The sequence below is a fragment of the Microcoleus sp. N9_A2 genome (assembly GCF_036701775.1).
Taxonomy (GTDB): domain Bacteria; phylum Cyanobacteriota; class Cyanobacteriia; order Cyanobacteriales; family Microcoleaceae; genus Microcoleus.
This window is the reverse complement of sequence record NZ_JAUBRH010000044.1, coordinates 19,502-38,726: the sequence shown is the minus strand read 5'-3', so window position 1 is coordinate 38,726 and position 19,225 is coordinate 19,502. Positions and strand designations below refer to the sequence as shown.

Here is a 19,225-nt window from a genome sequence, read left to right as displayed (position 1 = left end):
GATAAAATTATTGGCTATAAGTTGAATATGAGAGCTATTTTAGAACTTTATGGCAGTATCGTGACAGTTTGCCAACCTGCCATTGTCTATTTAGAAAATTAGAGAGGCAAGATGATAAAATTTATAGTTGCACAGCAACACATTAATTTATCAAGGTTGATCGTAGTTGCTTTTAGTGCGATCGGCCTAGCATCATGTGGAAATAAACTGTCTGTGAAGGCCGCAGAAGTGCGATCGGCAAACAAAACATTTGCTGATTGGTGCCGCCAAAAAGCCGATTTGAGTCCTGAAACTAAACATACTGTTGATGTGCTGTTGGAGAAAGCGGGGACTACTGATTGTGTTGAGGGCGATCGGAAACTTTCAAGTTTCACGACACTGTATCTCACCAACAATAAAATCAGCGACACCAAACCGCTAGCATCCTTGACTAACCTGACAGAGCTCTACCTCGGCAATAATCAAATCAGCGACATCAAACCGCTAGTAGCATCTTTGACCAAACTGAATCGGCTCGTCCTGTACGAGAATAAAGTTAGCGACATCAAACCGCTAGCATCCTTGACTAACCTGACTGTGATCTACCTCGACAAGAATCAAATCAGCGACATCAAACCGCTAGCATCCTTGACTAACCTGACTGTGCTCTACCTCGGCAATAATCCAATCATCGACATCAAACCGCTAGTATCCTTTACTAACCTGACTCGGCTCTACCTCGACAAGAATCAAATCAGCGACATCAAACCGCTAGCATCCTTGACTAACCTGACTGTGATCAGCCTCAATAATAATCAAATCATCGACATCGAACCACTAGCATCATTGACTAAACTGACTTCGCTCAGCCTCGACAACAGTCAAATCAGTGAGATCAAACCACTACAATCCTTGACTAACCTGACTTCGCTCAGCCTCGGCAATAATCAAATCAGCGATATCAAACCGCTAGCATCCTTGACTAACCTGACTGTGCTCAACCTCCTCAACAATCAAATCAGCGATATCAAACCGCTAGCATCCCTGACTAACCTTAACTCTCTCTACCTCGACAAGAATCAAATCAGCGATATCAAACCGCTAGCATCCCTGACTAACCTTAACTCTCTCTATCTCGACAAGAATCAAATCAGCGATATCAAACCGCTAGCATCCCTGACTAACCTGAAAAAACTCCATCTCAACGGAAATCCGATCGCTCCTGAAATTTGCCCTCTCAAACCAGAGTCTATCTGTCAATGGGAATGATAAATTCAACTTCAGTCAGGGGGAGATTGTCGGGAAGGTCGATCGTAATTTGCATGATCGATAGTACCTTTTAATTTCAATTGTCTCTGAAGTGCGATCGTTACAGATTCATTAAACTTTGATTCATGCGCTGTATTCTTCAAGATTAAAACGAGTATATCTGTCAGCACTTTAACATAGCTGGGTGCTTAGGGTACACCTTAACCCAATAAAATTGAACTCTTGTGGAACAGGCATCTTGCCTGTTCATGAATCTCATGCAATATCTCAGATTTAAGCGACATGGCGCGGTGCATCAACCATCGGCGCAGTACCAAACAAATGTCTGAGATAACTGCGACTGAGCTCTCGGTTCCAGCGCCGCAAACGCACCATCACTCGTGTGAATGTAAAAGTCAATTCCAACACCAAAGAAAGCTGTTTGAGACTAAGTGAAGTATTAAACACATCGTTACCGTGCGTGCGTTCAATCTGATGGTGTTTCAGCAAAGCAATCAGGTTTTTGGTAGAGCCTTTTAGTTGATTGAAATAACTCTGGGAGAATGCCCAGCGACTGAAACCCCAAAACTTAGCCAAATGATTGAGTTCATCCTGTAAAGGCTGGGAAATTGCCTGTTGCAACGCTCCAGTTGAGTGTACCATCAACCATAAATAAACAGAAGTAGCTCCCCACTCGGTACTCAGGCGACTAATCACGTGTTTATAGGTATCTTGCCAAGCGTCACCTGTGGATTGACAGCCATTCACAGAGTTGGGTTTTACTTGCAGTTTTTCCCCTGTAAGTTGCTGGTAAATTTTCCTAAATGTCGGGCAATGTTGGCGTTCTTCTTTTTCCCAGACACCTATCTCTAGAATGTTGCCATTGTCATCAAAAATTCCTCCCATAAACCGCGCCATTTGCGGGTAAATATGCTGTAAGTAGCACCAGCTTTCTCTACCGTAGCTGCGGATGGGAGCTTCAATTTCTGCCGCACTTGCCAATATTTGCAAAAAGATTTCTGGCTTGACACCAATAATTTGGTCGCGATTGATTCTTTGCCAATCTATGGGTTCCCAAGGGCGGGGATGCGGGGTGGAAAATTGCTGGGGTAGATCGGAAAGTCGATCGCTCAAAACTTCCAATGACATATAATGGTCGATGAGCGAGTTAATCCTGGCCCGACTTTGCAAATAGCGAGGGCTTTGATACTGATTACCAGCCAAATCAATTGTATACACCTTACCAGTAGCTTTCATTGTGTCTGCCTGTTCGTGACTTTTACAGCTATTGTGCAAAAGGCATTTGGGAAGTTGCAATGAGTAACGTGCAGGCTGCTCAATTACTAGCAGTTGCCTCGACTGAGCCGAACTCAGGTGAAACGGCCTGAAGTAGGGTGAACTAAGCAACACATGATACGGCTAAGATATGCGGCAGAGTAGGCTTCCTCTAATAAATTGTCTATACTTCAGTCTTGACTAATTCCATAAGTAGAAAGTTGGTGGTGCTGGCATTGCAAAAATTTTTGATTTTTAGAACCACGTAGCACGTCTAAGCGGTTGCACATTTAAACTGTCATACAAGCATTACCCTTGTTTTTGATTGGGCGACCCCATTTAATTATTAATTTTCCTTGATTTAAGAGGTGATGCCATAAATATTCTAGCTCTGAAATTAATATAAAAAATCGATTTACAATAATATATATTTATCGAGTGCCATACTAATTTAATTAAGTTATAGTCGGGTTGTTTTCGGGAAAATTCTAAATGAAGATTAGGCATTTATGTCTCAATTCTTTTTAGGCACTATTCTTTAGATATCTCCCAAATATTCCCCTTATGTGGGAAAAGAACCAGACATTTTTTTAAACATAAACATGAGCGAGATACTGAATTATATTGAAGAGAATCATCAAGAAACACAGCGATTACTTGGTCTACCCTATGAACAGTTACAACAATTACTCCCAAATGCCGAACGATTTTAACTTTAGCATACTTTGGACTCTCGTTAAAATGGGCTTACCCTAAATGAAAAACCCGGGTTCGATTTCTTAGGATTAAACATCAGACAATTCCCTGTTGGGCAAAACACATCAGGCAAAGTTAATGGCAAAATCCTGGAACTTCACACTATTATCACCCCCAGCAATGAAAGTCACAAAAGACACTACATAAAAGTTGCACAAGTAATAAATAAGTCGCGTGGGTTGGGAGCATCTCATATTTGTAAAAACACTTATTCTAGCTCTTTCCTTCTTCCTCTTTCCTCCTGGCTCATGACTCCCCACTCCAATTTCTAGCTTGCCTGCTTTCATTGAGATGCTCCAGTTCAAGAATGGGAGTACGCCTCGAAATACCCGTAAAAGTGTCTAAACTACTCAAGGGACAAAAATGGAAATGTGATCACTGCGATAACTACTTCAAAGATAGAGGTTGATCACGTCATCCCCAAATCGCAAAGTGGAAGGGAATCGTATGATAATTGGCAATGACTCCATCGACATTGCCACGACACAAAAACTGCTAATGATGGCAATCTCGGTAACAAATCTAGCTGCAAAAGTGCTAAACCTAAGCCAACAGTGGAAGGAAGGCTTTGGGCGTGGGAAAACGATATGTTGGTAACGACTTACTGATGACAACAGCCGTTTTATTGAGGAGCGGAATGATGGGAAACTATCACGTTCAGTTTTGGCAGTGGAGGAGGCGACTACTTCACTGACTTTAATTATCCTGAAAAAGGGAATGAAGATGCTAGGGATGGAGCGGCAAAACGATACCTCTGGGCCAGAGGTATCCGCCTCGAAAGAAGGAAAGTGTGGGGAGAAGACCCCCTCTACTATTGACGATGCACCCTGAGATAGCAAGTGGACTTCGATGAACCATGAATTAGAATCTCCGTCCGCGACGGTCGGGGAGTATGTCAAGGATGTCGAAACAGCCTCATCAAAGAACCGAGAAAAGGTACTTATGCCGATCGCGCCGCAAAAAAATTCTCCTCCCTCCTCCCCTTTCCCCAACTCATTCACTGCCCGCGCCTTGCCACTCACCAAGCAATCTCACGCACTATTCCCCTTCCCCTCTCTCCTTTGGGGCTAATCGCAGTTTCCGTAATTTATCTTAACTATAAAACTCAAAACTCAAAACTATTCCCCAGCCCCTATCTCCCTTCAGACAGAGGGAAGCCTTCGTGATTTCCCTTATTATAAATATAAGGTTAACTTCTAAGTACCCTTGTTAAAAATAAATTTTGCAAACAATAGGGGAAAAACTAATGAATACTCAAGAAAACGCGATCCACACGGACAGCGAAAATCAAGTCACGCTACCAAAATCTAGGGAAATATTGCTCGGCGAGGAAACAGAAAAAGCCCTGGGTCAGCAAAAACAAGAAGATGCTCAAACTATGCGCGCTGTCGAACAGTTGAAAGAAGAACTTCAGCACAAAATAGATGAAGAATGCCATCACAAGGTAGATTAAAACTAATAGTCTTTTTTTAGCGTGTGGGTAAAATGTGGTCTGGCCCACACTCCCCTTGGGAAGGCAGAAGGCAGAATTAAATCAAAAGATCAAAAGTATTTTTTTTTATTGCTTAAAAAAAGTCTTGGGTGTATGGGTGACCATACACCATTTTTTTTACATAAATACTTCATTACAACCAGCATAAAAGGTAAAAACCACAAAAATTAAGTAGGAAAGTGGCAGTTGCTTCAAGACCGAAAATACCTATTCCCTATTCCCTATTCCCTATTCCATTTGTTATTCATTCTTTCTTCCTAGAGGTAGAGTGCAACGCAGCTCCTAGTTACCTATGATGAGTTTAAGTAAAAAATGTCAAATTAGATACACATAGGGAGAAACCGATGAGCGTTGAAGATAGAGCAAAGGCAACTGGCAAAAACATCGAAGGCGCTGCTCAAGAAGCCCTAGGCAATGTTACTGGCGATCCGAAAGATAAAGCAGAAGGCAAAGCCAAGCAAAAACAAGCTGAAGCTGGTCACGCGATCGAAGATGTAAAAGATGAGCTCAAAAAGAAACTAGACTAAGCCTCATACTAATTGAGAGGGTCAATCAACCTGACCCTTTCAATTATTCAACTTGTTTTCAGAACGGAGGAAAAAAGGTGAGTTTATTGCAGCAGAGTCGCAAAGTAATTGCGGGCTTACTCTTGGTTTTAATGCTGGCTGTTACGACTGCCTGCGCGCCCAGCATTAAAACCCAAAAACCGACTGATGTACCTGTAGCAATTGGCGGCAGTCAGGGTTATTACGCACAGCTAGAACGTGGCAATACCCCCGCAGGTCAAGATTTTGGTCAATGGGTAACAAAGACGGCTCAGGGTCTGGTTCAGGATGCTTACGTGCGTGACAATAATAAATTGGGAGTTGTAATTACCCCGCAAGTCCGCCCGACTGAAGTGAAAGATTTGGCGAAATCTTTAGCACAAGGTTTTCACCGCAATTTCCCAAATCAGGATGTAAGTGTTTTGGTTTACGCTCCTGACAAAAAACTGATTTTGACTGCTAAGTACGACCAGCAATCAAATCAGATTGAATACAAGTCTTGACCGGGTTAGCAAGCTTAAATGATAGCCGCGTGGCGGTTTAATATTCCGTAGTTTTTTGAAGGCGAAACTAACTCAATTTAAGACTGAAATGTTGTGTAGATTGGAAGAGAGTTACCATGAGTAGCAGCGATAATTACAAGCGTCAAATCATGAACGATTTAGCTCAGGGCGATCGAGAAATGATGCCGGAGACAACTGGTGAAGATTACGAAAACTTTGACGATTTTGCTCAGAGAACTTCGCCTGCTCAGCGCAAACAATTATTCGGGCGTTCCCTGAATCACGACTCCCTCCCGCCGGCTCAGTTGGAACCGGAATTGCAAAAGGCGATCGCCCAAATTAAGCCAAACGAACGCGACGATGTAGCGCGGGAATTCTTCAAGCATTTGGGCAAGAGAGGATTGGATGATCGCCAATTGGAAAAGCAGCTAGGACTTTCTACCCACCACGCCAGCCGCATGAATGCTGACGATGTTACCAAGCTGGCCTCGTTTACCTATCACAATCACCCAGATATTTTCCGAGAAGTGCTAGCAGAACAGCCGAGTTTGATGAAGTTTTTGGGAAATCCCGTTGTTGTGGGTATCTTGGGAATAGTTGCGGCTAAATGGCTCAACAATCGCAAATAGTCTCTGATTCAGACAAGCTTAAAAGCTGATAATACGTGCAGTGCAGCAAATAAGAGGACGATCGCCGGGGCGATCGTCCTTTTATATTTTATATCTAGTCCTGTAAAATAACCGCGATCGTGTTTGTCGTTAAGACTTTAGTCCTCAGAATCTGAGCAGGACTAAAGTCCTCACTACAAACCTTTTTTATTGAGTCGTTTGAGGCAAATTTATATTATATTAAATTCTCATGATTTAAATCTTAATTATTAGGTTAGTAGGTGTTCGGGTGATTAATACCCCAGGCAAATTACCGACTACGAATTACCGATTGCCAATGGCTAATTATTGCTCAAAGCTAAAAAAAGCTGGACAGCAGTCAACAGCGGCATACCTGACACTCAGCAAAATTAAATGTAGGATTAAGTGTTGCTGTGAATCAGAAAAAAAAGATGAACGTATCCACTATTTGGCGAAAACTCCGCAGCCAGCAAGCCTTGTGCTTGGCTGCACTCCTGGCAGGTTGCCTGGTATTTATCGGTTGTTCCCCCGCGCAGTCAGCGGCTGGCAATTCAGTCGATCCCAAGTTTAAAGAGCAAGTCTTGCAGGTTATCCGCGAAAATCCGCAAGCAATTTTAGAGTCGGTACAAGCGTACCAGCAACAGCAGCAGCAGTCTCTCAAAGCAGCGCAGCAGTCATTTTTGCAGGACATGAAAACTAATCCCAAATCTGCGATCGGGGATTCTCCCAGCACGGGTTCAGCTTCGCAGCAGATTGTACTTTTAGAATTCTCTGACTTTCAATGTCCGTTTTGCGCGCGCGCTCACGATACTGTCAAGCAGTTTATGGCAAAACACCAGGACAAAGTTACTTTAGCTTACAAGCATTTACCCTTGACTTCTATTCACCCTCAAGCGCTGCCAGCAGCTAAAGCAGCTTGGGCTGCTGGGCAGCAGGGCAAATTCTGGGAATATTACAGCGCTTTGTTTGAAGGACAGAAAGAGTTAGGCGAGCCATTGTACACATCGATCGCCCAAAAGCTCAATCTAAAATTAGATAAATTTAACACCGATCGCAACAGCCCCGCCGCCGAAGCCGCTATTGCCAAAGACGTGCAACTCGCTCAACAACTAGGTATTGAAGGCACTCCCTTTTTTATTATGAACGGCACAACTTTCTCCGGGGCGGTCGAGCTTTCTGAGATGGAAAGCATTCTCGCATCTGTCTCGAAATAAGTAATTCCTGACTCTTGGAAACCGAGTATAAAAATGCGTTCCCAGCCAAAGCAGGCTGGGAACGAGAAAAACCAGAAAAACTCGAAAAATCTTTGATTAAACCGCAGCCAACTCTGGAGTCGGACGCTTGCTGTGGCGGATACCCTCGATCGCGCCTGCGTAATCCTTCGCCTTAAACACAGCAGAACCAGCGACGATCGCATTTGCGCCCGCTTCCAGAACCTGCCAAGTATTGTTCCCCTTCAAACCGCCATCTACCTCAATCCAAGGATCGAGGCCCTTGTCGTCGCACATTTTACGCAACTGGCGAATTTTCGGCAAAACAGCCGGGATAAAACTTTGACCACCAAAGCCGGGATTGACGCTCATAATCAGCACCAAATCGCACAGTTCCAGCACGTACTCGATCAACTCCAGCGGCGTCGAAGGATTCAGAACCACACCAGCCATTTTGCCCAATTCCCGAATTTGGCCGAGAGTGCGGTGCAAGTGAGGCGAAGCATTATGCTCGGCGTGAACCGAAATAATGTCAGCACCAGCCTTAGCGAAGTCCTCGACGTACTTCTCCGGCTCCACAATCATCAAGTGGACATCGATCACCTTGGTAGTAACGGGGCGAATTGCCTCAACAATCAGCGGCCCGATAGTAATATTAGGAACAAAGCGACCGTCCATCACATCTACGTGAATCCAGTCAGCCCCAGCTCGATCGACAGCCTGAATCTCTTCTCCAAGACGGCTAAAATCTGCTGATAATATGGATGGAGCAATAACGATTGATTTTTGGGATTGGGTCATGGCTAAGTCTGTTCTCCTGTCTGCTGTGCTGTATCCAGTTTATCAAAATACGAGTCTCCGGGTCGAAAAGTTGTGAATAATAGGTAGGGGCAGGTTTAGCGGAAAAATTTTGCTTCTAACAAACAAGTTTTGTGCAAAACCTGCCCTGCTCTCCGAATTTTGGTTTAGGATATAAATTTTCCGTCTAACAAATAACTTTTGTGCAAAACTAGACCTGCTGCAAATTTTGAGTAGCGAATTATGAAAAATACAGATCCCTTAGAAAATCCTGAACTCGATCGTGCAAGTCTGTTTGTATTAATGATCCCTGTCATCGGCTTTTTCCCCGCCCTGTGGACTCTTTACCGCCGTCAGGGTAGTCCCGAACGCAAAGCCATCAGCCGCTTGGCAATTGCCCTTGCTTTTAGTTGGCTCTTAGGACATATTCTTTTAGAAGCTGGAGCGATTTCTGCGGAATCTCCGACACTTCCCATGTTATTAATGAGTAGCCTGCTAACCACCAGCTATTTCATCGTTGCTCTGGGACTGATGGTTCGCCTCTGGAAGCGTCAACCGCTATGGTTGCCCGGAATTAGTCGCGTAGCCGAGCAAGTAGTAGGCAAACATTTATCATAATTTAGGGTTCTTTTAAGCCCCTACCCTATTGATTGAGTGCGTCTTCAGCTTGATACTACATATTGCCATTATCTTTTTTATTTTTGTTGTGTGTGAGGAAGCCAGTGCCAGCTCAAAAAATTCCTAATCAAGACCCTATCCAACAATCAACTGCTCAACCTGCAACCAAAAAAGCTTCCCAGCCCCATCGAGGCCGCTGGCTGGGTTTTGGTTTTGGTTTGGCTGGAGTAGCAATGCTCTCAGCCACAGCCGGAGCATTGCTAGCCGTCTCCCTTTCTACAACGCCACTTCAGCAACAAAAGTTGAGCCCTGAAGAAGCAGCAGTATTTTCTCAAGGCGACATGGCAAAGCTCAACATGAAAATGCCGGAGCTGACTCGCCCAGTTAATATTTTAGTTTTAGGACTTAAAGTTCTGAGTTCAGACATCGACGGCCATGCCGATAAGGAGCTGGGATACGAGGTCTGGCAAAACTCTTTCAAGGGGTTAACCGATACCATGCTATTGGTTAGGTTTGACCCTCAAAATAAAAAGTTAAGCGTGCTTTCCATTCCGCGAGACACCCGCACCTATGTTGAAGGCAGGGGTGTTGTGAAAATCAACGAAGCCAATTACTACGGCGGCCCGGCTTCGTCAGCCAAGTCAGTCAGCGGACTCTTAGGCGGCGTGGGAATTGACCGCTATGTCACAGTCAATATTCAAGGAATCAAAAGTTTAGTCGATGCCCTGGGTGGCATTACTATTAATGTCCCTAAAGACATGAAGTATACCGATGAAAGCCAGCATTTATATATAGATTTAAAGGCTGGCAAGCAGAAACTAAACGGCGAACAAATCGTGCAATATTTGCTTTACCGGCACGACGATTTGGGCGATATCGGGCGGGTGCAGCGCCAGCAATTGTTGATGCGGGCTTTTGTGGAACAGGAAGTTAATGTAGGTTTGCTGTCTCGACTACCGAAGATTTTATCGGTGATTCAGTCTCACCTTGACACCAATTTGAGTATAGAAGAATTGGTAGCTTTGGCTGGTTTTGCTACTCAAACCGATCGCGCTGGCGTGCAGATGTTGATGGTTCCCGGTAAATTTAGCGATTCTAAGGACTACAAGGCAAGTTTTTGGTTGCCCGACCAATATGCCATCGAAACTATGGTGGCGGAACATTTTGACTTCGGCCAAAATACTTGGCAAATTGAGAATGCTGATTCGACTTTTCTGAATGTGGCGATTCAAGATAGTACCGGAGATCCATCGGCTGTTGAAGATTTGGTCAATACTCTGACTCAAGCCGGTTATCGGAATGTTCAGGTTTATAAAGCTTGGCCCGAACCGCTGGAGGTAACTACTCTAGTAGCTCAACAGGGCGATATTAAAGGTGCTCAAGCGATTCGCCAGTTTTTGGGTTTTGGAGATGTGCTGGTTGAGAGTACCGGTTCTTTGCAGTCGGATGTGACAATCAGATTGGGTCAGGATTGGTTGGAGAAAAAGGCTCAGTCCGGCGGTGCGGCTAAGTCTTTTTAAACTGGATTATAACTGGGGTATTTGTAGGGACACAGCATTGCTGTGTCCTCTTCTTTTGTGTTGGTAGAGATGGAGGCGATCGCTTTTTTGTCGATTTACTGATACTATCTTTTTTGGTGATGATGAATCACGATCGCAAGACCGATACTGCCCTCCGCAATCACAAGTGAAACAATAATCAACAAGGGAAAGCTTAAGATATTTTATAAAGGTAGGGTTGATGAACAAGGGTGCTAAAATAGACCGACAGCGCGAACATCAGGCAAATGAACGCACCTTTCTGGCATGGTTGCGAACTTCACTCGCTTTAATTGGTTTTGGGTTTGCGATTGCTCGGTTCAGTTTATTTCTCCGTCAATTTCAAGCTACAGTAACTCAGCAAGAAGTTTCCTCTCCTCCCTTCTTCAACTCCGAAACTTTAGGGCTGAGTCTGGTCGTTTTTGGGATTGCGGTGATTGCCTTAGCAGCATGGCGTTACAATCGAGTTTTCTGGCAAATTGAGCGAAGTGATTATCGCCCAAATCGTGTGCTAGTTTGGATTCTGACGGGAGTTGTGATGATTTTAGGAACGTTAAGCATTCCGTTGTTGCTATGGCGAGATCGCGGAAATATAGCTCCCACTTCAACTCCTAAAAATTCTCAATTGTAAGTTAACCAGATCGCTTAGCTAATGTGAAAATAACCCCAACCATATCATTAAGATTTTGTGGAGCTAGATTGTCTATGGTGTTAGAGAGATGGGGAGAGGATTTGACGATTTTGGCTCTGCTCGTCGAGATATACAATTTAAATGCAGTACAACTTACAAGCGGAAGCAAGTGAAATGAAGCCATCGCACCCACAACAAACCTAAAAAACTCCCCACAAAATAAGAGATAAAATCTGACCAACTAAAGTGATTTCCCAAAATCAGCCTTCCGGGTAAAGTAGCTCGCATTGCTTGTAAAAACGGATGTGTCCACAGTTGGAGAAACTCTACTCCGCAGGTAGCTAGACACACAGCTACAGCCGCCCTAATTTGCGAAAATCGCGGCAAGATCAGAACTACCAGCAAAATCCAAAATACCTCATAAGCTATGCTCCCAAAAGAGTCGTTGAACCATTCCGGTGCAGGGCCGCGAGAAAATCTCACTATGTAACCTAAAGGGATAATCCCGATTATACTGATGAGCAGGGCAATTCGATATTTTAAGAAACGGCGATCGGGAGAAATTGGGGAAGTCATTAAATTTGAGACAGGTTTTTTGTTCACTTTAACGCTTTTGCTGTAGTACGGTTTCTACTAGCACAAGGAAGAAGGAAAATGCAATAGCGGGACTCAGACAAAAGTTATCTTGAAAATAGGCTCAAACCCAGTCGTCAAGGCAAATTAATGTCTCTTCGTCTTTTTCCTTTCTGCGACTAGGAATGTCTAATAGTTTTTTGGGATCTTGTTTACACTCATCAATCTTGCCTTTTATATCAGCTTCTCCAACATGAGATTTATCTTTATTAAACACTTCTAAGTGAGCGGATTTCCCGAAATGTAAATTATCTACATACCAATATAGGTCTGTAGCTACTTCGCGGTAGATAGCTCTGCCATGATACCTGGATGAAGTTTTTTCAAATTTGTCTTTTTCTCTTAGTATAGTTTGCTCATCTCTGGGAGGGTCATTAGAAAGTTCATCATATACTGAACAGCTTAAATTAAATGTATGTTCTAGCCAATCTTCAAGCGCAGATTTATTATCAAGACCATCTAATTTTATACAATTTACTTCATCATTATTTTTAACGATAGTAATTAAGCAACAATTAGTAATATGTGGATGAACAAGGCGAAAACTGGAATTGATAAAATTAATCAATAAATAGGTTGAACTACTGTTTTGTAATTTTCTCTCAGCTATTTCTGCTAATGATGTATCATTTACAACCTTGTACTGTTCATTAATCATCAAACAATCAAACGAGTCTGTTGAAGAATGTACTTGTTCTTTACGCCATTCTTTAGGATTTAATTTATTAAAAAAACATTCTTGAAGGCTAGTTTAAGTGATTTATCTTTAATTTGATTTAAGCTTTGATTAAAATCAGAGCCTTTTACCGCTTCATAGTTGACAAATAATTTACTATCCTTATATATCTGTTTATCTTTAATTTTTTCATTAATCAAATCAAAAATAGCTTTAAAAAATATTACTGCTTCTTTGAATTCGACATCATTAAGATACTGTCCCTCAAGGGATACTTCATTAATAAAAATTTCCATTTTAGATTCCAAAAAGACGTTCAAAATCTTTATCCATTTGGTCAAAAAATCCTTTCGGCCATTCTTCAATTCCTCCATTAGGTTGAACAGGAATTTGTACCACTGGTTGCTCTGAATTTAGCTGTAAGTATAATATATTTAAATTTTCATGGTCGATAATTTTATCAAGCACAGCTATTCGCAAGGCATTTAAAATATGATCGCTATGTGATTCAATAAAAACTTGTACGCCACAACTGCTAACCTTAGCTAGAAAGCGAGTTAGTCGCGATTGCGCTTTTGGGTGTAAATGCGCTTCTGGGTTTTCTACAATTAATATTTCACCTTTTCTAGCAATTAATCCTGAAACAATAATTGGCAAAATGCAATGGTATCCAAAGCCAACATTAGCTGGTTTATAACGATCTTTTGAAGCGTTGGTATTAAATAAAGGTTCTAAAATGTTACTTATTGATTGTGATATTTCTACTTTAGCTCCCTCAAAAACATAACTTAGCCATTCTTCTGTTTGATTAGATAATGTCTTTGCATTGTCTCCTAAGCACAACATATCATTAACTAAATGATTTCTTTTTGTATAAAGCAAATTTACGGTAAATTCGCCTTTTGCACCTACATTAGGAAACTTTTTCAAAGTGGACTTGAAATAAAATTCTTGTGGGCCAATGCGATCGGCTGAAATGTAGTGCATATGACTAAAATTGAAAGATTCATCTAAGGAATTAAAATAAAATTCCTCATCTTCTATTAAACTTGAATCATTAGGTATTAAATTAATTAATGAACAGTCGCCCAATCTTTTTGGTTCATTCTCAGTAGTTGAGTATTCATTAGTATTGTCTTTTTTTAAATACTTTCTCTGTACCGTAGTGACAGAATTGTCTAAATTAAATTTATTACACAACAAGTTAATCTCGCTGATTTTTGCTACCATATCATCATCTAAATTTTCTCTTAATAAATATTCCATACATTTATGAATAACTTTATTGGGATGAACAATTTCATGGAAATAATATTTAAGTACAATGGGTTCATCTCTTGAGATACTACTATTTCTAACATCAACAAAATTACCCAGTCTTACACAACTTCCATTCAACAGAATTTGGGTTGTCACTTCACTATGCTCAATAGATTGTCGCATTAAAAGCAAAGCTTGTAAAAGAGTAGACTTACCACGCCCATTTATGCCTGTTAACAGGTTGATCTGTGTTAAAGGAAACTGTATTTCATCTTTAAAACACTTAAAGTTTTTTAACTCTATTTTAGTTAGCATTTTCTACGTCTCCTAAAATATTTTGTGCTAGTTTAAAGCGGGTAATAACTTTAGATTTGCTACTCGTGGAATACCTTATAGCGTCAAAGTATTCGGGATTTTCAAGCAATTTAATAAAGTTATCTTGAATAGACTTCTTGTGATCTTGTAAAAACTCATCGCTCATTTTAGAGAAAAAATAACATAGAGATTCAAAAATTGCGATATTTATTCTTCCCCTATTTTTACCCGACGGCAAACGAAAATTTTTAGTGCCAAAAAAATCAAAAGTTAAATTCATTACTCGCTCAAAATCCTTTTCTAATATCTCTATTTCTCCATCATCCATTAAATTAATTTTTTTCATAGCTTTCTCTACAAAATCACTCATATCACCTTCATAATCTTTTTCATAATCAAATAGTTTAAAAGCCAAGTAACGCAAAATAACTTCTCTATCCTTCATTCTTTGGGGTGAAACACCGTTGTCTATAGCCTTTCTAAAATATTCTTTTTCTGATAACTGTTTTAGCAGCTTGGTTGATTTTCCTGAAAAAATACAGTTTCTAACTTCTTGACGTTCAAGTTGAGTTCCTCCTGTGTTAATTCTATTGAAAATATCATAGACAACTTTAACGGGAACAGAGGGCTTAATAAGGTATATGTTAAGTTTTTTATCTTCAATCCTTGTTTGATAGTCACCTGGTAGTTCTTTAAGTTCTGAAAAGGTGCAGCCATTCAACCTAGTTAATGTTTCTAAACCACTTAATTTAAATTCATTCTTAACAAATTCATATAAAGCTGTAGTCCGCTGTAGACCGTCTACAATAATTAGTTTTCCCTCTTTTGTTTGATTTAAATACCAGGGAGGAAGGGGAAAATTTAGGATAACAGATTCAATAAATTTACTTTTTTGGTCTGGTTTCCAAACTCTATTGCGTTGAAACTCTGGCTCGATAATAAGCTTGCCATTGTCATATTTCCTCAATAACTCAAAAATAGTTTGAGGCTCTTCTCTAATATCAATATCTGCTTTAGTTGGATCGTAAGGATACAATGCACCACTATCACCACTATCCTCTTCAGCAGTATCCTCATCTGTTTTGATGACATCATCTTGGAGTTCACTATCAGTCATTACTTGCTCCTTCTCCTAATATGTGTAACGTTGATGATTCCTCAATTACAATAGCCTGTAATTTCTTAACGGGACTTAAACAAATGTTAATCCCAAACCAAGCCAAAACAGACTTTAATGGATTGTATCATGCTTAGCACTGATTTTTGTTTAAGTCCCGACTTGTTCAAAAAGTCGGGTATCGGGGTCTTCTATTTTTTTACAAATAAAATGAACTAATTTTCGGTAAATGCCGATCGCTCTTTAATCCAATCGAGTAAAATAGGATTGACCAATTCCGGCGCTTCATCTTGCGGACAATGGCCTACTCCCTCCAAAGGAATAAACTTTTCTACAGCCGGAAACTTTGCCAATTCTTGCCCCAGGGCGATCGGCTCCCAAGGGTCATTTGCGCCCCAAATAATCAAAGCAGGACACTTCAAACGCGGCAACAAATCCTCCGGTAGCGGCCCTTGAGAATAGCTGATAAATGCCACAAATACATCCACAGCGCCGCTGTCTCGCGCTGGTTTTAACAAGATTTCTACAAGTTCGTCGGTGACAGCTTCCGGCTGGTGATAGGCTTGCAAAAGCACTTTTTTTACTGTTTTTGGCGTGGCTAATTGTTTAAAAAATAATTGACTTATCCACTTGACATTTAAAACTTTTTGTGCAATGGGCGCTCCAAAACTGCGATACCAAGGCATTTCGGCGCGCTTGCGATCGTGCAGCAAGCGCAGGGAACAATTGAGTAAAATTACGCCAGAAGCAATGTCGGGAAAATCAACAGCCGCTTGCATAATTGCCACGCAGCCGATCGAATTTCCCACCAAAAAAGCAGGCCCGCCCGCAACTTCCCGACAAAAATCAGCAATTAGCTGTCCCCAAGTTTCAAAAGTATAGTCAATCTCAAGTTTGGGTGCGGGTTTAGCAGAACCGCCAAAACCGATAAGATCGATCGCGTAACAGCGACAACTAGCAGCCAAAACAGGCAAATTCTTGCGCCAGTGGCCCCAAGAAGCGCCAAAACCGTGGACAAACACCACCGCAGGGCCCTGGGAACCCGCAGCCTGGTAACAAATCGGAAAGCCTTTCCACATCCAAGTTTGAGGCGCAACAGCAGTTAACGTAGAAGAAGTCATAGAAGTAAAAAAGTGAAAATTCAAGAGTTAGGAAGGACTGAAGTCCTTACTACAAACCGTATCGTAATTCGAGGCAACCACTAAAACATAAATCGCAAACCTTCCTTCTTCCCTTCTCCCTCTCTGCGCCCTCTGCGCCCTCTGCGGTTAAATCCTCTTTCTTCTTCCTTTGCACTACGAGCCGATACTATGCCACCATTAAAGATGCTGAATTTTTTGCCTTATTGAAATTTCCCCTATGCCAACGATCGCCCCAACATCTGTCGTACCGTTTCTCGGTTCCGAAATTGTACCCGACTACGACACAGCCAGAGTAGTAATCTTGCCAATTCCCTACGAAGCAACCACCACCTACCGCCGAGGCTGCGAAAACGGGCCCGCGAAACTACTAGAAGCTTCTCATCAACTCGAATGCTACGACGAAGAATTGGATTCCGAAGTTTGCTACGATGTCGGAATTTATACCGCAATGCCGATCGCCGATACCCGCAACAGGCAACCAGTTTCATCCTCAGAAATGCTGCAAGTCACCCAAGCCGCAGTGCATAAGCTAGTTACCGAAAATAAATTTGTCATCTCCCTCGGAGGCGAACACAGCATCACTGCAGGCGTTGTCGAAGGTTATCGCCAAGCATACCCAAACGAACCTTTCACAGTCGTGCAAATCGATGCCCACGGCGACTTGCGGCACGAATACGAAGGTTCAATCCACAACCACGCCTGCGTGATGCGGCGTATTGTAGATATGGGCTTACCGACACTGCAAATCGGGATTCGCGCTATCTGCAAAGAAGAAGCAGACTTGATTAAAGCAAAACAGCTAAACGTGATTCGAGCTCGCGAAATTGCTACTCAACCGGATTGGGCCGATCGGGCAATTGCCAGCATAACAACTAAGCGACTATTTTTGACGATCGACTTAGACGGCATCGATCCGACTTTAATTCCAGGGGTGGGAACACCCGAACCGGGCGGGTTAAATTGGTATTCCCTCACCGGATTTTTGCGCCGCATCTTCGAGTCCTACGAAGTAATCGGGTGTGACATTATGGAATTAGCACCTCTTGTAGATTCTGTAGTCTCCGAATTTACCGCCGCCAAATTAGCATACAAACTTATTGGATACCAAGCTCTGGCTCAAGGTTGGCTAAAGCCAGACGAGGAATAAATCGCGAAGTACGAATCACAATAGGCTGTTGGCAAGGCTAGAATTAAGCTAAAGCCAAACAACAGCCAATTTTATTCGTGCTGACAGTTTCATCTTTCATGCTGGCAAATACTGCTCTTCACCTCCTGAAAACATGAGTTTACTAATCGATACAACGGGTACTCCCATTAACGGCTACGCTCCCGATTTTGAATTGCCGGGAGTTGACGAAGAAGTTCACCATTTAGCTCGATATTTAGAAAAATTTCGGGCGATAGCGGTGATATTTATGTGCAATCATTGCCCTTACGTGCAGTTGTATCTCAATCGTATGAAAGAACTTCAAGCAGATTTTCAAGATCGAGATGTTACTTTAATCGGGATTAATGCTAATGATGCAAACCAGTATCCCGACGACAGTTTTGAGAACATGAAAATTTTTGCGGCTAACAATCAACTTAACTTCCCGTACATCCGAGATGTTGCTCAAGATGTGGCGGAAAGTTTTGGGGCTTCTAAAACGCCGGAGGTTTTTTTGTTAGACCAAGACGGCAAACTGCGCTATAAAGGTTTAATTGACGACAACGCCGACGATGCGGCGGCGGTACAGGTTTCTTATCTGCGGAGTGCGATCGACCAATTGCTCAACAGCGAACCCGTGGAACCCACTATTACAGAATCAATAGGTTGTTCTCTCAAATGGCGAGAATAGATAAGACGGCGGTTGAAACCGCGACTACACAAACGATGTCCACCTCCGTGGACTGAAGAAGATAACGTATTTTAACCGCTTGCTCTTCAACCCGCGTCGGCGGGTTTCGTCTGTATAGACGCAGTTTCAACCGCCCGGTCTTCAACCGCCCGGTCTTCTATTTCCCATAAACTTCTATTTCCCATGAACCTAAAAAGCAAACGCATTCTCAACTCGATGATCGCAGCCGTCGCGACACTGGTACTGCTGATTAGTTGGAACTTATTTCAGAGTGTTTCCCCAGCCACAGCGCAACAGCGCACGTCTTTAACTGTATCCGCCGCCATCAGTCTCTCGCAAGCATTAGGAGAAATCAAGACTGTTTATGGGAGCAGCAATCCCAATGTTACTATTACTTATAATTTTGGTGCTTCCGGTGCTCTAGAGCAGCAAATTCAGCAGGGTGCACCAGTAGATGTATTTTTCAGCGCCGCTGCTAAGCAAATGGATGCTTTGCAGCAAGCTAATTTGCTGCTGAACGAGACGCGCCGCAATTTGCTGACAAATCGCCTGGTTTTGATTGTTCCTAAAAATGGCGCTGTTTTGAGCGATTTTAAACAGTTGACAGATGCGAAAATCAAGAAAATTGCGATCGGCGAACCGAAAAGCGTACCTGTGGGCCAATACGCTCAGGAAATGCTAAATAAGCTTGGATTGTGGCAGCAACTCCAGCCAAAATTAGTGCTAGGAAATAACGTCCGCCAAGTGCTGACATTTGTCGAAAGTGGTAACGTTGATGCCGGTATAGTTTACACGACTGATGCCAAAGCATCGGACAAAGTAACTGTGCGCCTAACGGCTGCTGAAAACTTGCACTCGCCCATTGTTTATCCCCTAGCAGTTATCAAAAACAGCCGCAACCAGGCTGCGGCAAAAGCGTTTGTTGAGTTTTTTGCGGGCGATCGGGCTAAAATAGTATTTCATAAATACGGATTTGGCATAGTTCGATAATTAACTAATTATGGATTTTTTACCGCTGATG

Annotated in this window: 22 protein-coding genes; 13 read left to right on the top strand and 9 right to left on the bottom strand. The window is 42.3% G+C overall.

Features of this window, described 5'->3' with window-relative positions; genetic code table 11:
- Positions 1-111 precede the first annotated feature (111 nt).
- On the top strand, positions 112-1,248 hold the full coding sequence (locus tag QUA44_RS21715; protein ID WP_333309915.1) for a leucine-rich repeat domain-containing protein: 1,137 nt from the start codon (positions 112-114) through the stop codon (positions 1,246-1,248).
- Between the two features lie 273 nt (positions 1,249-1,521).
- Here QUA44_RS21715 and QUA44_RS21710 read toward each other — a convergent pair whose 3' ends face one another.
- A complete protein-coding gene (locus QUA44_RS21710) occupies positions 1,522-2,637 on the bottom strand; it encodes a hypothetical protein (protein ID WP_333309911.1) in 1,116 nt (371 codons plus the stop codon).
- A gap of 56 nt (positions 2,638-2,693) precedes the next feature.
- Positions 2,694-2,792 (bottom strand): RQC domain-containing protein, encoded by a 99-nt coding sequence (locus QUA44_RS30775; RefSeq protein WP_445243688.1) that lies wholly within the window; start codon positions 2,790-2,792, stop codon positions 2,694-2,696.
- A gap of 837 nt (positions 2,793-3,629) precedes the next feature.
- On the opposite strand from QUA44_RS30775, the gene QUA44_RS21700 reads away from it, so the two are divergent.
- From QUA44_RS21700 to QUA44_RS21675, 6 genes are all read left to right on the top strand, one after another.
- The gene (locus QUA44_RS21700) at positions 3,630-3,722 is read left to right on the top strand and encodes an HNH endonuclease (protein ID WP_333168740.1); all 93 of its coding nucleotides are present in this window, start codon (positions 3,630-3,632) and stop codon (positions 3,720-3,722) included.
- Between the two features lie 782 nt (positions 3,723-4,504).
- Positions 4,505-4,711: a hypothetical protein gene (locus QUA44_RS21695; RefSeq protein WP_333254280.1), complete on the top strand. Its 207-nt coding sequence runs from the start codon at positions 4,505-4,507 to the stop codon at positions 4,709-4,711.
- Positions 4,712-5,094: 383 nt separating this feature from the next.
- The gene (locus QUA44_RS21690; RefSeq protein WP_333254282.1) at positions 5,095-5,277 is read left to right on the top strand and encodes a CsbD family protein; all 183 of its coding nucleotides are present in this window, start codon (positions 5,095-5,097) and stop codon (positions 5,275-5,277) included.
- Positions 5,278-5,354: 77 nt separating this feature from the next.
- A complete protein-coding gene (locus QUA44_RS21685) occupies positions 5,355-5,798 on the top strand; it encodes a hypothetical protein (RefSeq protein WP_333254284.1) in 444 nt (147 codons plus the stop codon).
- A 116-nt stretch (positions 5,799-5,914) separates the two neighbouring features.
- Entirely contained in the window at positions 5,915-6,427 is a 513-nt protein-coding gene (locus tag QUA44_RS21680) for a hypothetical protein (protein ID WP_333254286.1), read from the top strand.
- Between the two features lie 431 nt (positions 6,428-6,858).
- The gene (locus QUA44_RS21675) at positions 6,859-7,641 is read left to right on the top strand and encodes a DsbA family protein (protein ID WP_333254287.1); all 783 of its coding nucleotides are present in this window, start codon (positions 6,859-6,861) and stop codon (positions 7,639-7,641) included.
- A 96-nt stretch (positions 7,642-7,737) separates the two neighbouring features.
- Here QUA44_RS21675 and rpe read toward each other — a convergent pair whose 3' ends face one another.
- Positions 7,738-8,439 carry a ribulose-phosphate 3-epimerase gene (gene rpe / locus QUA44_RS21670; protein ID WP_333254289.1) on the bottom strand — a complete coding sequence of 234 codons (702 nt, stop codon included), beginning with the start codon at positions 8,437-8,439 and terminating at the stop codon, positions 7,738-7,740.
- A gap of 240 nt (positions 8,440-8,679) precedes the next feature.
- On the opposite strand from rpe, the gene QUA44_RS21665 reads away from it, so the two are divergent.
- From QUA44_RS21665 to QUA44_RS21655, 3 genes are all read left to right on the top strand, one after another.
- Positions 8,680-9,054 carry a hypothetical protein gene (locus tag QUA44_RS21665; protein WP_172192965.1) on the top strand — a complete coding sequence of 125 codons (375 nt, stop codon included), beginning with the start codon at positions 8,680-8,682 and terminating at the stop codon, positions 9,052-9,054.
- A gap of 104 nt (positions 9,055-9,158) precedes the next feature.
- Positions 9,159-10,574: an LCP family protein gene (locus QUA44_RS21660; RefSeq protein WP_333254291.1), complete on the top strand. Its 1,416-nt coding sequence runs from the start codon at positions 9,159-9,161 to the stop codon at positions 10,572-10,574.
- 220 nt (positions 10,575-10,794) lie between these two features.
- Positions 10,795-11,223 (top strand): DUF202 domain-containing protein, encoded by a 429-nt coding sequence (locus tag QUA44_RS21655; protein ID WP_333254293.1) that lies wholly within the window; start codon positions 10,795-10,797, stop codon positions 11,221-11,223.
- A gap of 153 nt (positions 11,224-11,376) precedes the next feature.
- On the opposite strand, the gene QUA44_RS21650 is transcribed toward QUA44_RS21655, so the two are convergent.
- The 6 genes from QUA44_RS21650 to QUA44_RS21625 form a co-directional block, all read right to left on the bottom strand.
- Positions 11,377-11,826, bottom strand: a complete 450-nt coding sequence (locus QUA44_RS21650; protein WP_333254295.1) for a DUF2809 domain-containing protein — start codon at positions 11,824-11,826, stop codon at positions 11,377-11,379.
- 94 nt (positions 11,827-11,920) lie between these two features.
- The gene (locus QUA44_RS21645) at positions 11,921-12,514 is read right to left on the bottom strand and encodes a hypothetical protein (protein WP_333276700.1); all 594 of its coding nucleotides are present in this window, start codon (positions 12,512-12,514) and stop codon (positions 11,921-11,923) included.
- Positions 12,515-12,573: 59 nt separating this feature from the next.
- Positions 12,574-12,828 carry a hypothetical protein gene (locus QUA44_RS21640; protein ID WP_333254299.1) on the bottom strand — a complete coding sequence of 85 codons (255 nt, stop codon included), beginning with the start codon at positions 12,826-12,828 and terminating at the stop codon, positions 12,574-12,576.
- Position 12,829: 1 nt separating this feature from the next.
- A complete protein-coding gene (locus QUA44_RS21635; protein ID WP_333254301.1) occupies positions 12,830-14,107 on the bottom strand; it encodes a DUF3696 domain-containing protein in 1,278 nt (425 codons plus the stop codon).
- Positions 14,097-15,224 (bottom strand): DUF262 domain-containing protein, encoded by a 1,128-nt coding sequence (locus QUA44_RS21630; protein WP_333254303.1) that lies wholly within the window; start codon positions 15,222-15,224, stop codon positions 14,097-14,099. Before QUA44_RS21630 ends, QUA44_RS21635 begins: the two co-directional genes overlap by 11 nt.
- 215 nt (positions 15,225-15,439) lie before the next feature.
- Entirely contained in the window at positions 15,440-16,345 is a 906-nt protein-coding gene (locus QUA44_RS21625) for an alpha/beta fold hydrolase (RefSeq protein WP_333254305.1), read from the bottom strand.
- Positions 16,346-16,583: 238 nt separating this feature from the next.
- On the opposite strand from QUA44_RS21625, the gene speB reads away from it, so the two are divergent.
- From speB to modA, 3 genes are all read left to right on the top strand, one after another.
- A complete protein-coding gene (gene speB / locus QUA44_RS21620; RefSeq protein WP_333254308.1) occupies positions 16,584-17,513 on the top strand; it encodes an agmatinase in 930 nt (309 codons plus the stop codon).
- A 133-nt stretch (positions 17,514-17,646) separates the two neighbouring features.
- On the top strand, positions 17,647-18,204 hold the full coding sequence (locus tag QUA44_RS21615; RefSeq protein WP_333254311.1) for a thioredoxin family protein: 558 nt from the start codon (positions 17,647-17,649) through the stop codon (positions 18,202-18,204).
- Between the two features lie 183 nt (positions 18,205-18,387).
- Positions 18,388-19,194 (top strand): molybdate ABC transporter substrate-binding protein, encoded by an 807-nt coding sequence (gene modA / locus QUA44_RS21610; RefSeq protein WP_333254314.1) that lies wholly within the window; start codon positions 18,388-18,390, stop codon positions 19,192-19,194.
- Positions 19,195-19,225 lie beyond the last annotated feature (31 nt).